The following is a 15,634-nucleotide window of genomic DNA, read 5'->3' as shown; positions in this document are numbered from 1 at the left end:
CTGCCTCACCACACCATGGCAGCGCTCTCGCCGATGTCAACCATCTCGCGTTGACACTTGGCGGGGGACGCACATAGCGTTCGCCTGGTCTCGAAGGACTCAAAACTGAACATCGGCCGTGGTGTCCTCTGGTCCAACCAGGGCGGCACCGAAACCCGAGCGGGAGAGACCTCGACGAAGCAGTCGAGGCGCCGAAGGGGCAAGCTCCCGCACACTCTCAGGCAGCAAGACCGCTCGGGGTAGGCAACTCTGCACGGCGGAGGGGGTAGTCACCTGACCGAGCCGTCCCAGCCAGAGGAGTCGCCGTGGAGTTCCCCGAGAACCTGCTCTACACCGTCGAGCACGAGTGGGTCGACTGGACGCCGGGTACCCAGGACCCGCTGACCTGCGGAATCACCTCCTACGCCGCGGACGCCCTCGGTGACATCGTCTTCGTCCAGCTTCCCGAGGTCGGCGCCAAGGTCGTCTCGAACGCCGTCTGCGGCGAGCTCGAGTCCACCAAGTCGGTCAGCGACCTGTTCTCCCCGGTGACCGGCGAGGTGATCGAGGTCAACGGCGCGGTCGTGGACGACCCGGCCGTCATCAACAACGACCCGTACGGCGCCGGCTGGCTGTTCAGGGTGCGGGTCGAGTCCGCGGAGAACCTGCTCACGGCGGCCAAGTACGCCGAGCTCACCACAGACTGACGTGCCGAACCCCACCGCGAAGGACTGATCAGTGGCGATCAGCGTTTTCGACCTCTTCTCCGTCGGCATCGGACCGTCCAGCTCCCACACGGTCGGTCCGATGCGCGCCGCTGCGATGTTCGTCGAGAAGCTCGGGGCACGGGTGTCCGAAGTGGACCGCGTGCACGTCGAGCTCTTCGGCTCGCTCGGTGCGACCGGGCACGGCCACGGCAGCCCCAAGGCCGTGTTCCTGGGCCTCGAAGGCAACCTCCCCGAGGAAGTCGACCCAACGATCGCGGCCGCCCGTGTCGAGGAGATCGTCACCGGCCGACGCCTGAAGCTCGGCGGTGCGCACGAGATCGACTTCGTGCACGACCGCGACCTCGTCATGCACCGCCGCAAGTCGCTTCCGTTGCACCCCAACGGGATGAGCTTCGAGGCGTACAAGGGTGACGAGTCCGTCGAGCACGCCGTCTACTACTCGATCGGCGGCGGCTTCGTCGTCGACGAGAACGCTTCGGGCACGGACCGGATCAAGCCGGACACCACCCCGCTGCCGCACCCGTTCCTGACCGGCGACCAGCTGCTCGCGCGGTGCCGGGAGACGGGCATGTCGATCAGCGAGATCATGATGGCCAACGAGCTGTCGTGGCGGACCGAAGACGAGATCCGCCAAGGACTTCTGCACATCTGGCACGTGATGCAGGAGTGCGTCGAGCGCGGCTGCACCGAGCACGGCGTCCTGCCCGGCGGCCTCAAGGTCCGCCGTCGCGCCGCCGAGATGCGCAAGCGTCTGGAGGGCGAGCACTTCGTCACGGACCCGTTGCGGGTCATGGACTGGGTGACGCTCTTCGCGTTGGCGGTCAACGAGGAGAACGCGGCGGGCGGCCGTGTCGTCACCGCACCGACCAACGGCGCGGCCGGCATCGTGCCCGCGGTCCTGCACTACTACACGAGGTTCGTGCCGGGAGCCAACGACGACGGCGTCGTCAGGTTCCTGCTCACGGCGGCCGCGATCGGCGTGCTGTTCAAGGAGAACGCCTCGATCTCCGGTGCCGAGGTCGGCTGCCAGGGCGAGGTCGGCTCGGCGTGTTCGATGGCCGCCGGCGGTCTCGCCGAGGTCCTCGGCGGCACCCCGGAACAGGTCGAGAACGCGGCCGAGATCGCCATGGAGCACAACCTGGGCCTCACCTGCGACCCGATCGGCGGCCTGGTGCAGATCCCGTGCATCGAACGCAACGCCGTCGCGTCGATCAAGGCGATCACCGCGGTGCGCATGGCGTTGCGCGGCGACGGCTCGCACTTCGTGTCGCTGGACAAGGTCATCAAGACCATGCGCGACACCGGCAAGGACATGTCGGTGAAGTACAAGGAGACCGCGCGCGGCGGCCTTGCCGTGAACGTCATCGAGTGTTAGTCGAACCGGGCGTACGTCTCAATTGCCCCATGGGTACTTTCGAGACGTCCGCCCGGTGTCACACTCGGACTTTGTGGCCATCGCCTACGATCCGCTGAACTCGCTGCACCTCGCGAACCCGTACCCGCTCTTCGTGCACCTGAGAGCGTCCGAACCGGTGTTCTTCAGCGAGGAGAACGGCTACTGGGTCGTCAGCCGGTACGAGAACGTCGTGGAAGTGCTGAGAGATCCGAGCTTCGTCGCGCGGTCCCACAACCTCGATCCCCAGGTGCGCAAAGCACTTCAGGCCACCTTCTCGCCCCGCCGCATGACCGAGCTGGAACCGCTGGTCCGCGACTACGCCGACCGGCTCATCGACGGCTTCCCCGGCCTCGGCTACGGCGACTTCGTGCAGCTGTTCGCCGACCCGTTCCCCGCGATGGTGATGCGCCTCGCGATCGGAACCCTGTCACCGGAAGAGCAGAAACCGCTGGCGGACTTCGACATGACGGTCAACGTGCTGGCGCTCGGCATGCGCTCGCTGCTCGCCGGCCGTCGCGAGCCCTGGATCGGCATCGTCGACGATCCCGCCACGATCCCGTCCGTCATCGAGGAGCTGCTGCGCTACGAAGGCCCGATCGTGAGCCTTTTCCGTTACGCCACCGAGAACGCGGAGATCGGGGGACATCCGGTACCGGCGGGGGCTCAGGTGCAGTTGCTGCTGGCGGCGGCGAACCGCGACGAGGCCGTCTACCACTGCCCGGAGTCGTTCGACCCGTCCCGGCAGATGCCGACGGTCCACCTGTCGCTGGGGGCCGGTGCGCACTTCTGCGTCGGCGCGCCCCTCGCCCGGATGCAAACCCGCGTGGCCCTGGAGCAACTGTCGTCCCGGTTGCCGGGACTGCGGCTCGCGCCGGGCCAGGAGGTCACGTTCCGGCCGGACCTGCGCACCCGCGTGCCGGCCGGTTTGATCGTGGAGTGGTGAGCCCTAGTTGCGGGCGTCGTACGCGCGCTGCGCCTCGAGCACGTCCGGCATGCGCGCCTCGAGCAGGAGGATCAGCGACAGCAACCGCTCCGCCGTCTCGCGGCCGAGCGGCGTGAGGCTGTAGTCGACGCGCGGCGGGTTCGTCGGCTGCGCGTCGCGGTGCACCAGCCCGTCCCGCTCCAGCGCGTGCAGCGTCTGGGACAGCATCTTCTCGCTGACCCCGTCGACCCGGCGGCGCAGCTCGTTGAACCGCAGCGGACCGTTGAGGAGCGCGCTCATCGTGAGGCTGCCCCACTTGCCGGTCACGTGCTCCAGCGTCGGACGTGACGGGCACGCCTTGGCGAACACGTTGTACTCCATGCGGCCCAGGATACCTGGTAGCAGCGCTTACGAAAAGAAAGTGTGAGGTTTTGAGGGCCCGCACACGGGATGTGTGCGGGCCCTCACTCAGAACGGCCAGTCGGCGTTCTGACCTGCTTCGAGCAGCGGAACCATCCGGAAGGTCGCGTCCGTCAGGCCGCCGAACTCGTGCCTGTTGGCCTTGCCGGTCGCGTACGCCGCGTTCTGGTACCCGCCCAGGTTGAAGCCGTAGATCGGTACGTGCCGCGGCACGGCCTCCGAGACGCCCTGGCCCCAGTGGCCGCCCATCGTCTGCATGTCCGAGACGATGAACACGCGATCGTGACCCCGGTAGCTGCGCTGCAGCGACCCGGCGATGTCGGTGCCGTGCCCGACCTCGCCGATCCGCTTCAGGAACTGGTCGACCGTGCGGATCACGGACGCCCCGCACGCGATGTCGTGCCGGAACGTGCCGTCCGCGAAGCCGACCACGTCGACCTGCTCACCCTTGGCTCCCAGTGCGACGCCGAACACCGCCGCGGCCTTGGCCGGGGTGACCTTCGACTTCGCCGAGATCGTGCCGTGGGTCATCGACGCCGAGGTGTCGACGAGGATCAGCGACCGGCCCGGCAGTGCGGGCAGGTTGCGCAGCGACGCCTGCAACGCCTGGTCCAGGGCGTGGCCCCAGCGCAGGCTCGGCGCCGCCTCGTACGCCGACAGGAACCGGAACGGGAACTGCCGCGAGCGTGCGACCTGGCCGGGGTCGGCCAGCCGTGCCGCGACAGCCGCCGCGACGTCGTCGGACATCCCGGCCTCGTCGAAGTTCCTGAGGTTGCGGAGAAGCGCCATGTACCCCATCGACGGCGCGAGCGCCTCCCACACCTCGCGAGTCAGCGGACCCTGCAGCCACCCGGCCACGGCCTCCCACGTCATCCCGGCGCGCCGGAGCACGTCCACCGCGTCCGGACGCTCGAAGAGCGCCCGCCGCTGCTCGACCGGCCACGCCATGAGCTCACGACGTGCCGCGACCACGCGCAGCTGCTCCGGAACCGCGACGTCACCGTCACGGCGCCGGTCCAGCAAGTACCCGAACAGCGCGCCCTGCCAGTCGGCGGCGGGCGAGGGGTGCACGAGGTTCAGCACGTCGGCCATGCGGAAGCCGCGGGCGTCGCTGTCCCACTTGAGGACGGCGCGCTCGTCGTAGAGCCGCTTGACGGCGTCGGCGATACCGCGCTTGACCGGCTTCGGCACGCGCCGGCCGTTCGTGCCGGTCCAGTAGGCGAGCAGTTCGCCCGGCTCGTCGGCGCGCAGCAGCACGGAGTCGATCACGGCACGGTTGGTCACGCCCGCGTCCGAGGGGTCGAGGAGCCGCGCGAGCACGAACTCGGCCGCGCCGACGAGTGACGCGGTGCGCATGTTCGCCTCGCCGCGCAGCCACTTCAGCAGGCGCGCGGTCCACTCGGGATCCGTGAGTGCGGCCTTGTGGACGAGGCTCGCGAACCGGGTGTCGCGCTGACCGCCGGACTCGTAGAAGGTGTGCTCGCCGCCCATGTTCGACACGGCGAGCAGGAACAGCTCGGACTTGGTGTCGCGGGCGTAACCGTCGCCGCCCTCGTAGGTGAGAGCGGTCGGTGCCGGCGCCGTGGCGACCGGGCTGGTGCCCGCCGGACGTGCGCGGAAAATGTTGAACTTCGCCATCGGCTCTTCCCCCTCAGGACAAAAGAAAGGGGAGCCCACAAGCCTCACACGTGTCCGAGATCAAGGTCGCGGAAGGTACACAGCTGCTCTGCCAGACTGAGCTACAGCCGCAATGGCTGGCAGGATTCGAACCTGCGACCCGCCCATTTCAGATGGAAGTAACCCTCTGCTTCGCACCGGACACATGTGAAGTTGTGCGCTCCCGAGATCAATCCGCAGAAGGTTTTGATGCCTTGTCAGGGCATTTCCGTGAAAGGGAAGTAACCCTCTGCTTCGCACCGGGTGCGATATCTATGCAACCACACCGCGCCAGCGATTTAGTTCCGGCTGATGTGGAGTTGTGGGGCGCCCGAGATCAAGTCGCGGAAGGTGACGTGCTCACCGAAGTGAGCGAGACCGGCCGAGGCCGGCCTCAGGAGTTGAACCTGAGTGATCACCGGAAGTAACCCTCCGCTACGCACCGGGCGCACACTCATACAACCACACCGCGCCAGCGATTTTCCTAGGGCGCCGCCTTCACAAGACGGCGCAGCAGGTAGAACAGCCCGACGGTCAACAGGAAACCGACCGCGCTGATCATCACGATCTGCTCGACGGTGTCCGCCTGTGAGCCCGCGAACACGTAGGCGGCACAAATCGGGACGGTGCCGACGAGCGTGTACAACATGAAGGTCCGGAACGACACCCGTGACACCCCGGCGGACACGGACACGGTTTCGGCCATCATCGGAATGCCGCGTGCCACCCCGAAGAACCAGGGCCCGAACTGGCGGCCCCAGCGGCGCATTTCCGTTAGTTCCTCAATGGTTACAACGCGGCGAACCAACCACGGACCGGCAAAGCGTCCGAGCGCGTATCCTGCGGCAGAGGAACCCAGGGACCCGACGATCGCGAGTGCCAGCCCGAAGGGCAGGCCGAGTGCCGTTCCCGCCAGCACGATGAGCGGAGTGGACGGCACGGGCAGCAGCACGTCCACGACCAGCAGGGCGAAGATCGCCACCGCCGCCCACAGCGGGTCGATGCCGCGTACCCACGTCACGACTCCTTCGAAGTCGATGAGGTCGAGTGCCTCGAACACGATCCAGCTCAGCAGCACGAAGCCGAGCACGACGAACGGTATCCACTTCCACCGCACGCCCGTCTCATAACTCATCGGGTGATGGTCGCCCACCTCGATGCGCCGGACAATCCGCCAGTGGCGCAGGTTCCGTGAAGGAGACACACATGAGTGACGACCTCGTGCCGTTTCTCGGCCACTGGGTGCTCGATCCGGCGCGTTCCGCGTACACCGGCGGCACCCCGCCCAGAAGCGGCCACTACGACCTGCGCCTGGACGGCGACAGGCTGGTCGTCAGCATCGAGGGCGTGCTGGGGTCGGGTGATCCCATCCGCACCGGGTACACATTGGACCTGTGGCAGGACACGCCGATGAGCGTCGGTCACGTGGACCGCGTGCGCACGGTCGTCGAGCCGCGAATGTTCTGCACCATCGCCTACGCGGGCTCGCAAGCGGTTGCGCGGGCGTGGCGGATCCTCGGCAACCTCAACGAGATGACGATCGTCCAGTCCGCACCGGACGCGTTCGGCGTGTGGCGCGACGACGTGTCCGTGTACCGCAGGCAGTTCTAGGTGCTGTCGTGTCGTTCCAGCAGCGCCACGTCTTGAGCAGGCAGTTCGTCAAGGACGTGGCCGGAACACCGTCACCACGACACGCAGCCCCAGCAGCACGCTGATGATCAGCAGGTTGTAGCCGAACACCTGGTACAGCCCGATGTCCGGAATGACCTGCGGCCCACCGGACGAACCGAGCAGCAGCACCGCCATCACACCGGCGGTCGCGCCCAGGGCCGTCAGCATCACCTGGTGCAGCAGCCCCGTCAGGAACGATCGGTCGCGCTCGTCGGCGAACAGGCGCATCGACATGCTGAGCCGGCCCTGCTCCATCGCCCCGGTGATCCGGTCGATCCGCCGCGGCAGGCGGCGCAGCATCGGCAGCACGGACTGGAGTTCCTCAGCCAGCGTGCGCTGCACCGACTCGGGGGAGAGCCGCTCGGAGATCTGCTCGGCCGCGAACGTCCGCGACTCCACCACGATGTTGAAGCCCGGCGAGAGCACCGCCAGCGTGCCTTCCAGCGTCGCCAGGGCGCGGAAGACAGCCGCGATCTCCGGCGGGACGCGCAGCCCGAACCGCGACACGATCAGGAACAGGTCGCCGAACATCTCGACGTCCGGCCGCATGCCCGCGCCCAGGTGCCGGGCCATGAACTGGCCGAGCGCGCGCTCCAGCCGTTGCTCGTCGATGTCCTCGGGCCGTGAGGTCAGCTCCAGCAACGCGTCCGTGAGGCTCGCGGGATCGCTGCGGTCGATCGCGAGCAGGAGCCGTTGCAACGCCGAGCGCAACGCCGAGTCGATCCGCCCGACCGAGCCGAAGTCCAGCAGGCCCAGCCGTCCGTCGTCGAGCAGCAGCACGTTGCCGGGATGCGGGTCCGCGTGGAAGACGCCGTCGAGCATCACCTGCCGCAGCACGAACCGCAGCAACGTGCGCGCCAGACCCTCGTTCTCGGCGGTACCCCTGAGCGGTACACCGTCGAGCCGGTCCATCACCAGCACGCGCGAGGTCGACAGGTGGACGTGGGGCAAGGTCACCGAGGAGTCGGAAGCTGCCGCCACAGCCGCGATGTTGCGCGCCTCGACCTTGAAGTCGAGCTCCTCCCGCAACGCCGCCGCGAACCCCGCCGCCAGGTCTCGCACGCCCAGCGCCGAGCCCCACCGCGTGCGCTGCAACGTCTCCGCGAGCCTGGAAACGATGTCCAGATCGCCCTCGGCCACCGCCCGCACGCCCGGCCGTTGCACCTTCACCACGACCTCGGCGCCCGACTTCAGCACGGCCTTGTGCACCTGCGCGATCGACGCGGCGGCCAGCGGTGTCTCGTCGACCGACGTGAACGCGTCGAGCCCGATCTCGTCGTCGAGCACCGCGCGGACGTCCACCCATTTCGCCGGTGGAACCTTGTCCTGCAACAGGCTGAGCTCCTCGACGAACTCCTCGGACAGCAGGTCTGCGCGTGTCGACAACACCTGCCCGAGCTTCACGAACGTCACCCCGCCGTCCTGCAACGCGAGCCGCAACGACCTCGCGAGCCCGGCCGACGATCGCTCACGGCCGCGCAGGTAGGGCCCGAGACCGTGCCGGAACGCGATCGCGGTGATCCGCGAGTAGCGGCGCGTGCGGGCGATGCGGCGGCGCAGCATGCCCCACCACTCCGTCGGCGGCGGGATCGAGCCGGTCGGCACGATGATCTCCGCGAACGCCAGCAGGCCGATCACCGCGAGGATCGACAGCCCGAGCTGGAGCGTGACCAGGCCCGCCGTCGGCTCGACGGACGTCTCGCCGAACGCGCTCGACGCGACCGCCATGGCCAGCAGGCACGCCAGCGCCGTGCGGATCAGCCCGATGCGCAGGCCGAGGATTCGGCGCGCGGCCAAGGCCATGCCCATGACCAGCAGCAGGAACGTGATCGGGAAGCCGATCGCGGTGACCAGGAAGTCCCCCATGATCGAAGCCTAGGCGCGCCTCTTGACTCAGGCTGGGCCGTCACGAAAGATCCGATGAATCGCCGCCCGCGTGGACCTGACCGCACATCGAAGTGAGGTGCCCGAAAGTGGTCGAACTGAACCGGCGCACGCTGATCGGAGGCGCGTTGGCCGGGGTAGCGGGCAGTGTGCTGCTCCCCGACATCGCGTCCGCGGGAGATGACTTCAACTGGCGTGACTTCATCGGGTCATCGGATCTCCTGTGGAAGAAGATGCCGACGACCTGGTACGAGGGCCCGTACCTCGGCAACGGCTTCCTGGGTTCCGGTATCTACGCCGAACCGAACGCCAACGCCATCAGATTCAACGTCCAGCACTCCCAGGTGCAGGACCACCGGCCGGAGTTCGGGGCGCTGTTCGGCCTCGCCCGGCTGCCCATCGGCTACTTCACCCTCGAACCCGTCGGCGCGATCACCGGCGTCGACCTGCGCATGGACCTGTGGAACGCGGAGCTGACCGGCACGATCACCACCGCCGCGGGCAGCCTGAGGATCAGGGCGTTCATCCACACCAAGCGCGACCTCTACGCCATCGACGTCCAGGCCAGCGAGGACGAGCGCGCGTTCAAGTGGGTCTTCCACCCGCTCAAGGCGATCAGCCCGCGGGTCGACCCGAAGTGGAACCGCCCGGCACCCGCAGGCTTCACCGACAACCCGCCCGTGCAGCTCACCAGCTCCGGTGACGTGCAGTTGGCCGTACAACCTCTCAACGCCGGTGGCGAGCACGTGACGGCGTGGCGCGAGGTCACCCGTGGCACCCGGCGCACCCTGTTCACCAGCGTCGCGTGGTCTCATCCGGCGAAAACCGCCGTGCGCAGGGCGATCGGCAACGTCCGGTGCGGCTCGATCGAGGGCCTAGCCGTCGACCACCGCCTGTGGTGGCACGACTTCTACCGCAAGAGCTTCCTGTCCATTCCGGACAAGCGGCTGCAGGCGTTCTACTGGATCCAGCTCTACAAGTTCGCCTCCGCGGCACGGAAAGAGGCGCCCGCGATCGCGACCTGCGGGCCGTGGCTGGAGAACACGCCGTGGCCCAACACGTGGTGGAACCTCAACGTGCAGCTGGAGTACTGGCTGATCCACGGCTCCAACCACGTCGACTTCGACGCTGTCACGTACTCGGTCGACAGGTATCGCGACGTGCTCGTCGAGCAGGTGCCGGCCGAGTACCGCCATGACTCGGCAGGCATCCCGCGCACCACCGACACGGTGCTCAACAACGGCGCCGGCATCGGCAACTCCGGTTACGGCGTCGGCATTCCCGGCAAGGACGTGCCGACGCCCGAGGTCGGCAACCTGACCTGGACGCTGCACAACGTCTGGCTCACCTACCGGCACACGATGGACGACCGCGTGCTGCGCAACGTGCTGTTCCCGTTGCTGCGCAGGGCCATCAACTACTACTTCCACTTCCTGACCAAGGGCTCGGACGGCAAGTGGCACCTGCCGATCACGTTCTCGCCCGAGTACGGCGTCAACGCGCCGGACACCAACTACGACCTCGCCCTGATCCGGTGGGGCTGCAGGACGTTGATCGAGTCCGCGAAGTCGTTGCGCGTCAACGACCCGCTGATCCCGAAGTGGCAGGACACGCTCGCGAACCTCACGCCGTACCCGGTGGACGCCAACGGGTACATGATCGGCGCCGGGGTGCCGTTCGCGAAGTCGCACCGGCACTACTCGCACATGCTGCAGATCTATCCCTTGTACGAGGTCACGTGGGAGGACCCGGCGCAGCGCCAGGTCATCGAGACGTCGCTGAACCACTGGATCAGCTTCGAGGGCGCGTTGCAGGGCTACACGTTCACGGGTGCGGCGTCGATCTCCGCGCAGATGTTGCGCGGGGACAAGGCGGACTTCTACCTCGGCGAGCTGATGCGCCGCTACATCAAGCCGAACACGATGTACCAGGAGTCGGGCCCTGTCATCGAAACGCCCTTGTCGGCGGTGCAGTCCATGTACGACATGCTGTGCCAGAGCTGGGGTGGCGTGATCCGGGTGTTCCCGGCGGTGCCGTGGCCGGAGATCTCCCTGGACAACTTCCGGACCCAGGGCGCTTTCCTGCTGTCGGCTTCACGGCAGAAGGGCGCGACGCGGTGGATCAAGATTCGCAGCGAGGCCGGCGCGCCCTGTGTCGTGCGCACGGACATCAAGGACCCGGTCGTGCGGGATCGCTGGGGGCGGCCGAAGCGCTTTTCGGTGCTGCCCAACGGAGATCTGCGCATTGAACTGCGGCGGGGTGAGGAAGCGGTCATCCACCGCAGCGGCGACAAGCCGGAGTTGAAGGTCGGTCCGGTGATCGGTGCTCCCGCACCGTCATGGGGTCTACCTGGATGAGGGCGTCAGCCGGTGCCCCGCCGCGACGGCGGTGTGGCGGGACACCGGCGAACGCGGGTCTAGAAATCGAACACGCTGCCGGTGTTCACATGCAGCACGCACGGGTTGGAGTAGGTCTCTTCGTGGAAGACCTTCTTGCCACGCCACTTGCCACGCAACGTCGCCTTCGTCGTGTTCAGCTCCATGGTGCACATGGCACCGCTTGCGGCCAGCTTGGTGAAGTCGCTGTCCACGGTGGCGAGATCGGCGCAGGCCTCCTTGGCCTTCTTGTGCCGGCCCCCAGCGGGTTCGCAGGTCAACTGCGTGGTGCTGCTGTACATGCCCATCTCCGACCGCGTCGACAGCACCAGGCTGGTCGCGGGCAGAGGTGCGGCGGACGCCGTCGCGGGGACGAGCGGCGCGGCGAGCGCAAGGCAGACAAGCAAGAGTTGGGTCTTTGCCATGCCCTCACTGTGGCGCGGCAAAGACCCGAATCTCCAGTCAACTCAGCCGATGACACCAGATCGTGTGGATCGCATTTACTGCGTGCAACTAGGTGGTCGTTGATTCCGTCGTGCCCAATGCGGCGGCCACCTGCTCACCCACCGCTGCCATGCCATTGGCATTCGGGTGAACCGGGAACGCGAGACTGGTCGGAATGATTCCTTCGACCCACTTGTCCCACGGCGCCGCGCACGTGTCGCGACCGAGGCTGATGTCGTAGGGGTTCACGAAAGTGGCACCGGCGGCTTTCGCTTGGGCGCCGAGCATTCCGTTGAGCTGCTTCTGCACGTTGTCGAGGAACGGCACGTCGCCCCTCGAGATGGGCACGACCGGCCAGCACCCACCGGAGGGCGGCAGGATCCGCAGGTAGCCGACCACGACGACCTTGGCCTTCGGGGAACGCTGCTTGATGCCCTTGAGGACCTCGGCGAACTTCACGCCGGTGGCGTCGACGCGCTGGGCGAGGGTGTCGCCGTAGTTCGCCTTGCAGGGTGCGCCGTTCGGGTCGAGCAGGCTCTTGCCGGCGCACGTCAGGATGATGTCCATGAAGCCGATGTCGTTGCCGCCGATGGACACCGTGACGAGGTCCGTGTCGGGCTTGAGCGCGGCGAACTGCGGCACCGACTGACCCGGGATGCCGCTTTGGACACCCGCCATGTCCTTGGTCTGCGCGCCACCGCAGGAGATGTCGGTGAAGTGGGCGATGCCGAGCCTGCGGGCGACGACCGACGGGTAGTTCTGCGTGGATTTGAAGCAGCTGAGCGGGTCGAGCCGCTGCAGCGGGATGAACGGTCCGGAGACGAACGAATCTCCGAGTGAAACGTAGTTCCGGTACTTCGGCGCGGCCGTGGCGGAGGGGACGAAAAGGGCCGCGATCAGGGCGGTGAGCAGGGAAACAACAGTCACTCGGCGCGTCATTGCTACCTCGTTACTGAAGAGTAGGAACGTAGGACGAAGGGTGACCGGACCATTGCGCAGTGTCAATCCCTCGACCAAGCTGGAACGATGACGGGGGTACGCAAAGTAGCTGTGGCATCCGCCGTCGGTAACACGATCGAGCTCTACGACTTCCTGCTCTACGGCACCGCTTCGGCGTTGGTGTTCAACAAGATCTTCTTCCCGCAGTTCGACAGTCGCGTCGGCGTGCTGCTCGCGTTCGCCACCTTCGGAGCGGGTTTCGTGGCCCGCCCGCTCGGCGGCGCCGTGATCGGCCACTTCGGCGACCGGGTCGGGCGGCGCGCGATGCTCGTGATCACCCTTTCGGTGACGGGGCTCGCCACGGCGTTGATCGGCCTGCTGCCGTCCTACGCCTCGATCGGCATCTGGGCACCGGTGCTGCTGGTGTTGCTGCGGATCGTGCAGGGCTTCTTCATGGGCGGCGAACAGGGCGGCGCGTCGTTGATGGCCGTCGAGCACGCGCCGCCAGGACGCCTGGGCTGGTACGGCAGCTGGGTGTTCATCGGGTCGCCGATCGGTCTGGTGCTGGCGAACCTCGCGATGTACGTGTCGTCGAAGGTGTCCGGCCCCGGCTTCCTGACGTGGGGCTGGCGGCTGCCGTTCCTGTTCTCGATCGTGCTGGTCGGCATCGGTCTCTACATCAGGCTGCGGGTGCCCGAGAGCCCGCGTTTCACCCGCACCGAGAAGTCCAGGACGCCGCTCGTCGAGGTGCTGCGCACGAGGTGGCGGGTGCTGCTGCTCGGCGCGGGCGTGAACCTCGGCTTCCAGATCTTCATCTTCGTGTTGTCGGTGTTCACCATCAACTACGGCCGCACGGCGCTGCGGCTGACTCCGGACGATCTCCTGGTGGCGCAGGTGCTCGGAGGGCTCGCACAGGTGGTCTCCCTGCCGGTGTTCGCCTGGCTGTCGGACCGGGTCGGGCGGCTGCCCGTGATGTTCGGCGGTGCGGTGTTCCAGGCAGCCTTCGCGTTTCCGATGTTCTGGTTGATGGACGCGCAGTGGTTCACCGCGGCGATCGTGCTCGGCTTCATCGGCTCGGGTGCGTTGTTCGGGCCGATGGCCGCCTACTTCGCCGAGCTGTTCCTCACGCGGGTGCGGTACAGCGGGGTGGCGTTGAGCTACCAGCTCGGCGCCGTGCTCGGCGGCGGCCTGGCACCGTTCGTCGCGACCTCGTTGCTGGGTTACGGAACCTGGGCCGTCGCGGTCTACCTGATCGCGGGTGCCGTGGTCTCCGGCGTCTGTCTGCTGGCGATCGGCTCAGCACACCAGGCGGAGCCGGCGGGAGGCGAGTCCGACGCTCAGCCGCTGACCCCAGCCGAGGCGTAGCGCGTCGCTCTCGATGCCGTCGCCGAACGCCACCAGCCCATCGGACTCGACGTCGATGTCGAGCGGGCGTTCGGTGAGCTCGCCCTCGGTGTGCTCGATGCCGGTGCTCGGCGACGGCCACGCCTCCCTGACGAACCACACGAGTTTTCGTTCGGTCGGCGCGGGCAGCTGTATCCGGCTTTGCCGTTCCCGGTGGGCACTCGAGCACCAGCCCGTCGCGCCCGTGCCGCTGCCGACGAGGATGCCGGACGACGCCTGGCGTTCACCGTGGACGCGGTACCGGCTGGTCTGGTGGCTCGGGTGGCCGACGTAGATCTCGTTGAGAGCGTAGAGGGTCTGGCCGTCGTCCGTCCTGGCCTCGACCATCGTGCGGTCCTCGGTGTTTCCGGTGCTGTGCAGGAGTTCTGCCGCTTGGGCGGGGGAGTGCTTCGCGAGCACGCCCCGCTCGGGGTTGATGCCGATCACGGGCTGGCCGTCGAGGTACTTGGCGACGTTGGCGACCAGCCCGTCCTGCCCGACGATGACGACTACGTCCTCGGGCGCGAACAGGAACCGCGACAGGTCTTCCCTCTCGACAACGCCGCGGCGCCAGTCCAGCGGGATTGCGGCGCCGACCTCTCCCAACGCTTTGCGGGCCTGCTGGTCACGGTCCACCACCTCGTCCAGGGTTCTGTTGCGGGACTTCAGGAAGAACTCGACCTGGCCCCGTGTGCCATGCCGTGCCAGCAACTCTGTCAGCTCGGTGCGCCTGTGCACCAGCACAATTCGCGGGGCGAGGCTCATCGCGCCAGTCTCTGCAGGATCGGCTGGATCATGTCCGGGGTGATCGTGAGGCTGCCGATCTCGGGGAGGTTGCCCGCGAGCTCCTTGGCGGCCAGCGCGTAGAGGATCTCCTGCGGGACCTCCTTGTAGGCGTCCAGTCGTGCCTTCTCGCCTGCAGCCTCAGCTTCCGCGAGTTTGCGGATGCCTTCCGCCTTGACGTCGTCGGCGACCCGGCTGGCCCTGGCGTGGTCCTCCGCCTGCTTGAGGGCGTTGGCTCCTCGTTGCACGACAAGGAGTTCTTCGCGCTTGGCCAGCTCGATCTGGTTCTGGAGCTCGTTCTCGCTGATCGCCCGCTCCCGTTCCACGGCGATGGCTCGGCGTTCGTAGGTGGCCTTGTCGGCGTCCTGCTGGACCTTCTCGCGGACGGTGGTCTGAAGCGCCTTCTCCAGGTCGGCGTCCGGCCGGATCGCCACGACCCTGACGTCGATGATCTCCAGGCCGATGTGGCCGGCGGTCAGGTTCTCGGCGACGGCCTGCTTGACCTTCTCCACGCCGGTCTTGATCGCGGTCTCGAGGTCCAGCGTGCCGAGGATCTTGAGGGCGTGCTGCTGGGTGCTCTCCGTCAGGGTGTTCGCGATCTGGCTCAGCGGGTCCTGGCGCCAGGTGCCCGTGTCGGGGTCGATCGAGAAGTCGATCCTGGCAGTGGTCACCTCCGGGTTGGCGCAGCGGTAGGTGGTGGTCAGCTGGACCGTGACGTCCTGGTAGTCCCGGGTCCTGGCGTGGAAGAGCATGGGGAGCTCGCGGTCGTCGACCGGGACCTCGCTCAGCACGGCGGTTCTGGGGCGGAACCAGAAGCTCAGGCCTGTGCCCTCGTGGACGACCTTGCCCTTCCTGATGTGTCTGATGTGGACCGTGGGGGCTCCTCGCAGGTGCCTGAGTCCGGGGTAGCTGCTGATGTCGGCCATGGTCGTCTCCATAAGATTGTTGATGTTCAGGACGGGATGTTCTGGATGCCTGGAGCGACGAGGTGTGGCTGATGGTTGCTTGTCGTTGGGTGGCTTCCGAGGAGTGGCCGCCTCGTCGTTGTGGACGC

14 protein-coding genes and 1 riboswitch are annotated in these 15,634 nt (G+C 67.4%); of the genes, 6 read left to right on the top strand and 8 right to left on the bottom strand.

Features of this window, described 5'->3' with window-relative positions; genetic code table 11:
* Window positions 1-150: 150 nt before the first annotated feature.
* A riboswitch (glycine riboswitch) is annotated at window positions 151-243 on the top strand.
* Window positions 244-305: 62 nt separating this feature from the next.
* The 3 genes from gcvH (at window position 306) to ABZ345_RS20635 (ending at window position 3,046) form a co-directional block, all read left to right on the top strand.
* Window positions 306-686, top strand: coding sequence for a glycine cleavage system protein GcvH (gcvH, locus tag ABZ345_RS20645; RefSeq protein ID WP_359850853.1), 381 nt, complete (start codon window positions 306-308; stop codon window positions 684-686).
* A 31-nt stretch (window positions 687-717) separates the two neighbouring features.
* The gene (locus tag ABZ345_RS20640; RefSeq protein ID WP_359850852.1) at window positions 718-2,082 is read left to right on the top strand and encodes an L-serine ammonia-lyase; all 1,365 of its coding nucleotides are present in this window, start codon (window positions 718-720) and stop codon (window positions 2,080-2,082) included.
* Between the two features lie 73 nt (window positions 2,083-2,155).
* A complete protein-coding gene (locus ABZ345_RS20635) occupies window positions 2,156-3,046 on the top strand; it encodes a cytochrome P450 (protein ID WP_359850850.1) in 891 nt (296 codons plus the stop codon).
* A gap of 3 nt (window positions 3,047-3,049) precedes the next feature.
* Here ABZ345_RS20635 and ABZ345_RS20630 read toward each other — a convergent pair whose 3' ends face one another.
* The 3 genes from ABZ345_RS20630 to ABZ345_RS20620 all read right to left on the bottom strand — a co-directional run bounded on the left by ABZ345_RS20630 (window position 3,050) and on the right by ABZ345_RS20620 (window position 6,236).
* A complete protein-coding gene (locus ABZ345_RS20630; protein ID WP_359850847.1) occupies window positions 3,050-3,406 on the bottom strand; it encodes a helix-turn-helix domain-containing protein in 357 nt (118 codons plus the stop codon).
* Window positions 3,407-3,493: 87 nt separating this feature from the next.
* On the bottom strand, window positions 3,494-5,083 hold the full coding sequence (locus ABZ345_RS20625; protein ID WP_359850845.1) for a TROVE domain-containing protein: 1,590 nt from the start codon (window positions 5,081-5,083) through the stop codon (window positions 3,494-3,496).
* A gap of 502 nt (window positions 5,084-5,585) precedes the next feature.
* Entirely contained in the window at window positions 5,586-6,236 is a 651-nt protein-coding gene (locus ABZ345_RS20620) for a VTT domain-containing protein (RefSeq protein WP_359850842.1), read from the bottom strand.
* Between the two features lie 71 nt (window positions 6,237-6,307).
* Between ABZ345_RS20620 and ABZ345_RS20615 the strand changes: the two genes are divergently transcribed.
* Window positions 6,308-6,712 carry a hypothetical protein gene (locus ABZ345_RS20615; RefSeq protein ID WP_359850839.1) on the top strand — a complete coding sequence of 135 codons (405 nt, stop codon included), beginning with the start codon at window positions 6,308-6,310 and terminating at the stop codon, window positions 6,710-6,712.
* Between the two features lie 48 nt (window positions 6,713-6,760).
* On the opposite strand, the gene ABZ345_RS20610 is transcribed toward ABZ345_RS20615, so the two are convergent.
* Window positions 6,761-8,638 carry an AarF/UbiB family protein gene (locus tag ABZ345_RS20610; protein WP_359850836.1) on the bottom strand — a complete coding sequence of 626 codons (1,878 nt, stop codon included), beginning with the start codon at window positions 8,636-8,638 and terminating at the stop codon, window positions 6,761-6,763.
* A gap of 107 nt (window positions 8,639-8,745) precedes the next feature.
* Here ABZ345_RS20610 and ABZ345_RS20605 point away from each other — a divergent pair, with 107 nt between their 5' ends.
* A complete protein-coding gene (locus ABZ345_RS20605; protein ID WP_359850833.1) occupies window positions 8,746-11,013 on the top strand; it encodes a Tat pathway signal sequence domain protein in 2,268 nt (755 codons plus the stop codon).
* A 59-nt stretch (window positions 11,014-11,072) separates the two neighbouring features.
* Here the strand turns inward: ABZ345_RS20605 and ABZ345_RS20600 are convergent, their stop codons facing one another.
* Together ABZ345_RS20600 and ABZ345_RS20595 are read right to left on the bottom strand one after the other, a co-directional pair.
* On the bottom strand, window positions 11,073-11,456 hold the full coding sequence (locus ABZ345_RS20600) for an SSI family serine proteinase inhibitor (RefSeq protein WP_359850831.1): 384 nt from the start codon (window positions 11,454-11,456) through the stop codon (window positions 11,073-11,075).
* 88 nt (window positions 11,457-11,544) lie between these two features.
* Window positions 11,545-12,414, bottom strand: a complete 870-nt coding sequence (locus tag ABZ345_RS20595) for an SGNH/GDSL hydrolase family protein (protein ID WP_359850828.1) — start codon at window positions 12,412-12,414, stop codon at window positions 11,545-11,547.
* Between the two features lie 87 nt (window positions 12,415-12,501).
* Between ABZ345_RS20595 and ABZ345_RS20590 the strand changes: the two genes are divergently transcribed.
* Window positions 12,502-13,779 carry an MFS transporter gene (locus ABZ345_RS20590; RefSeq protein WP_359850825.1) on the top strand — a complete coding sequence of 426 codons (1,278 nt, stop codon included), beginning with the start codon at window positions 12,502-12,504 and terminating at the stop codon, window positions 13,777-13,779.
* Here the strand turns inward: ABZ345_RS20590 and ABZ345_RS20585 are convergent.
* Both ABZ345_RS20585 and ABZ345_RS20580 read right to left on the bottom strand, forming a co-directional pair.
* Window positions 13,711-14,562, bottom strand: coding sequence for a hypothetical protein (locus ABZ345_RS20585; protein WP_359850823.1), 852 nt, complete (start codon window positions 14,560-14,562; stop codon window positions 13,711-13,713). The genes ABZ345_RS20590 and ABZ345_RS20585 overlap by 69 nt on opposite strands.
* On the bottom strand, window positions 14,559-15,506 hold the full coding sequence (locus ABZ345_RS20580; RefSeq protein ID WP_359850820.1) for an SPFH domain-containing protein: 948 nt from the start codon (window positions 15,504-15,506) through the stop codon (window positions 14,559-14,561). Before ABZ345_RS20580 ends, ABZ345_RS20585 begins: the two co-directional genes overlap by 4 nt.
* Window positions 15,507-15,634: the final 128 nt, after the last annotated feature.

The organism is Lentzea sp. NPDC005914 (assembly GCF_040629405.1).
Lineage (GTDB): Bacteria > Actinomycetota > Actinomycetes > Mycobacteriales > Pseudonocardiaceae > Lentzea.
This window is presented reverse-complemented; position numbering and strand designations above follow the sequence as displayed.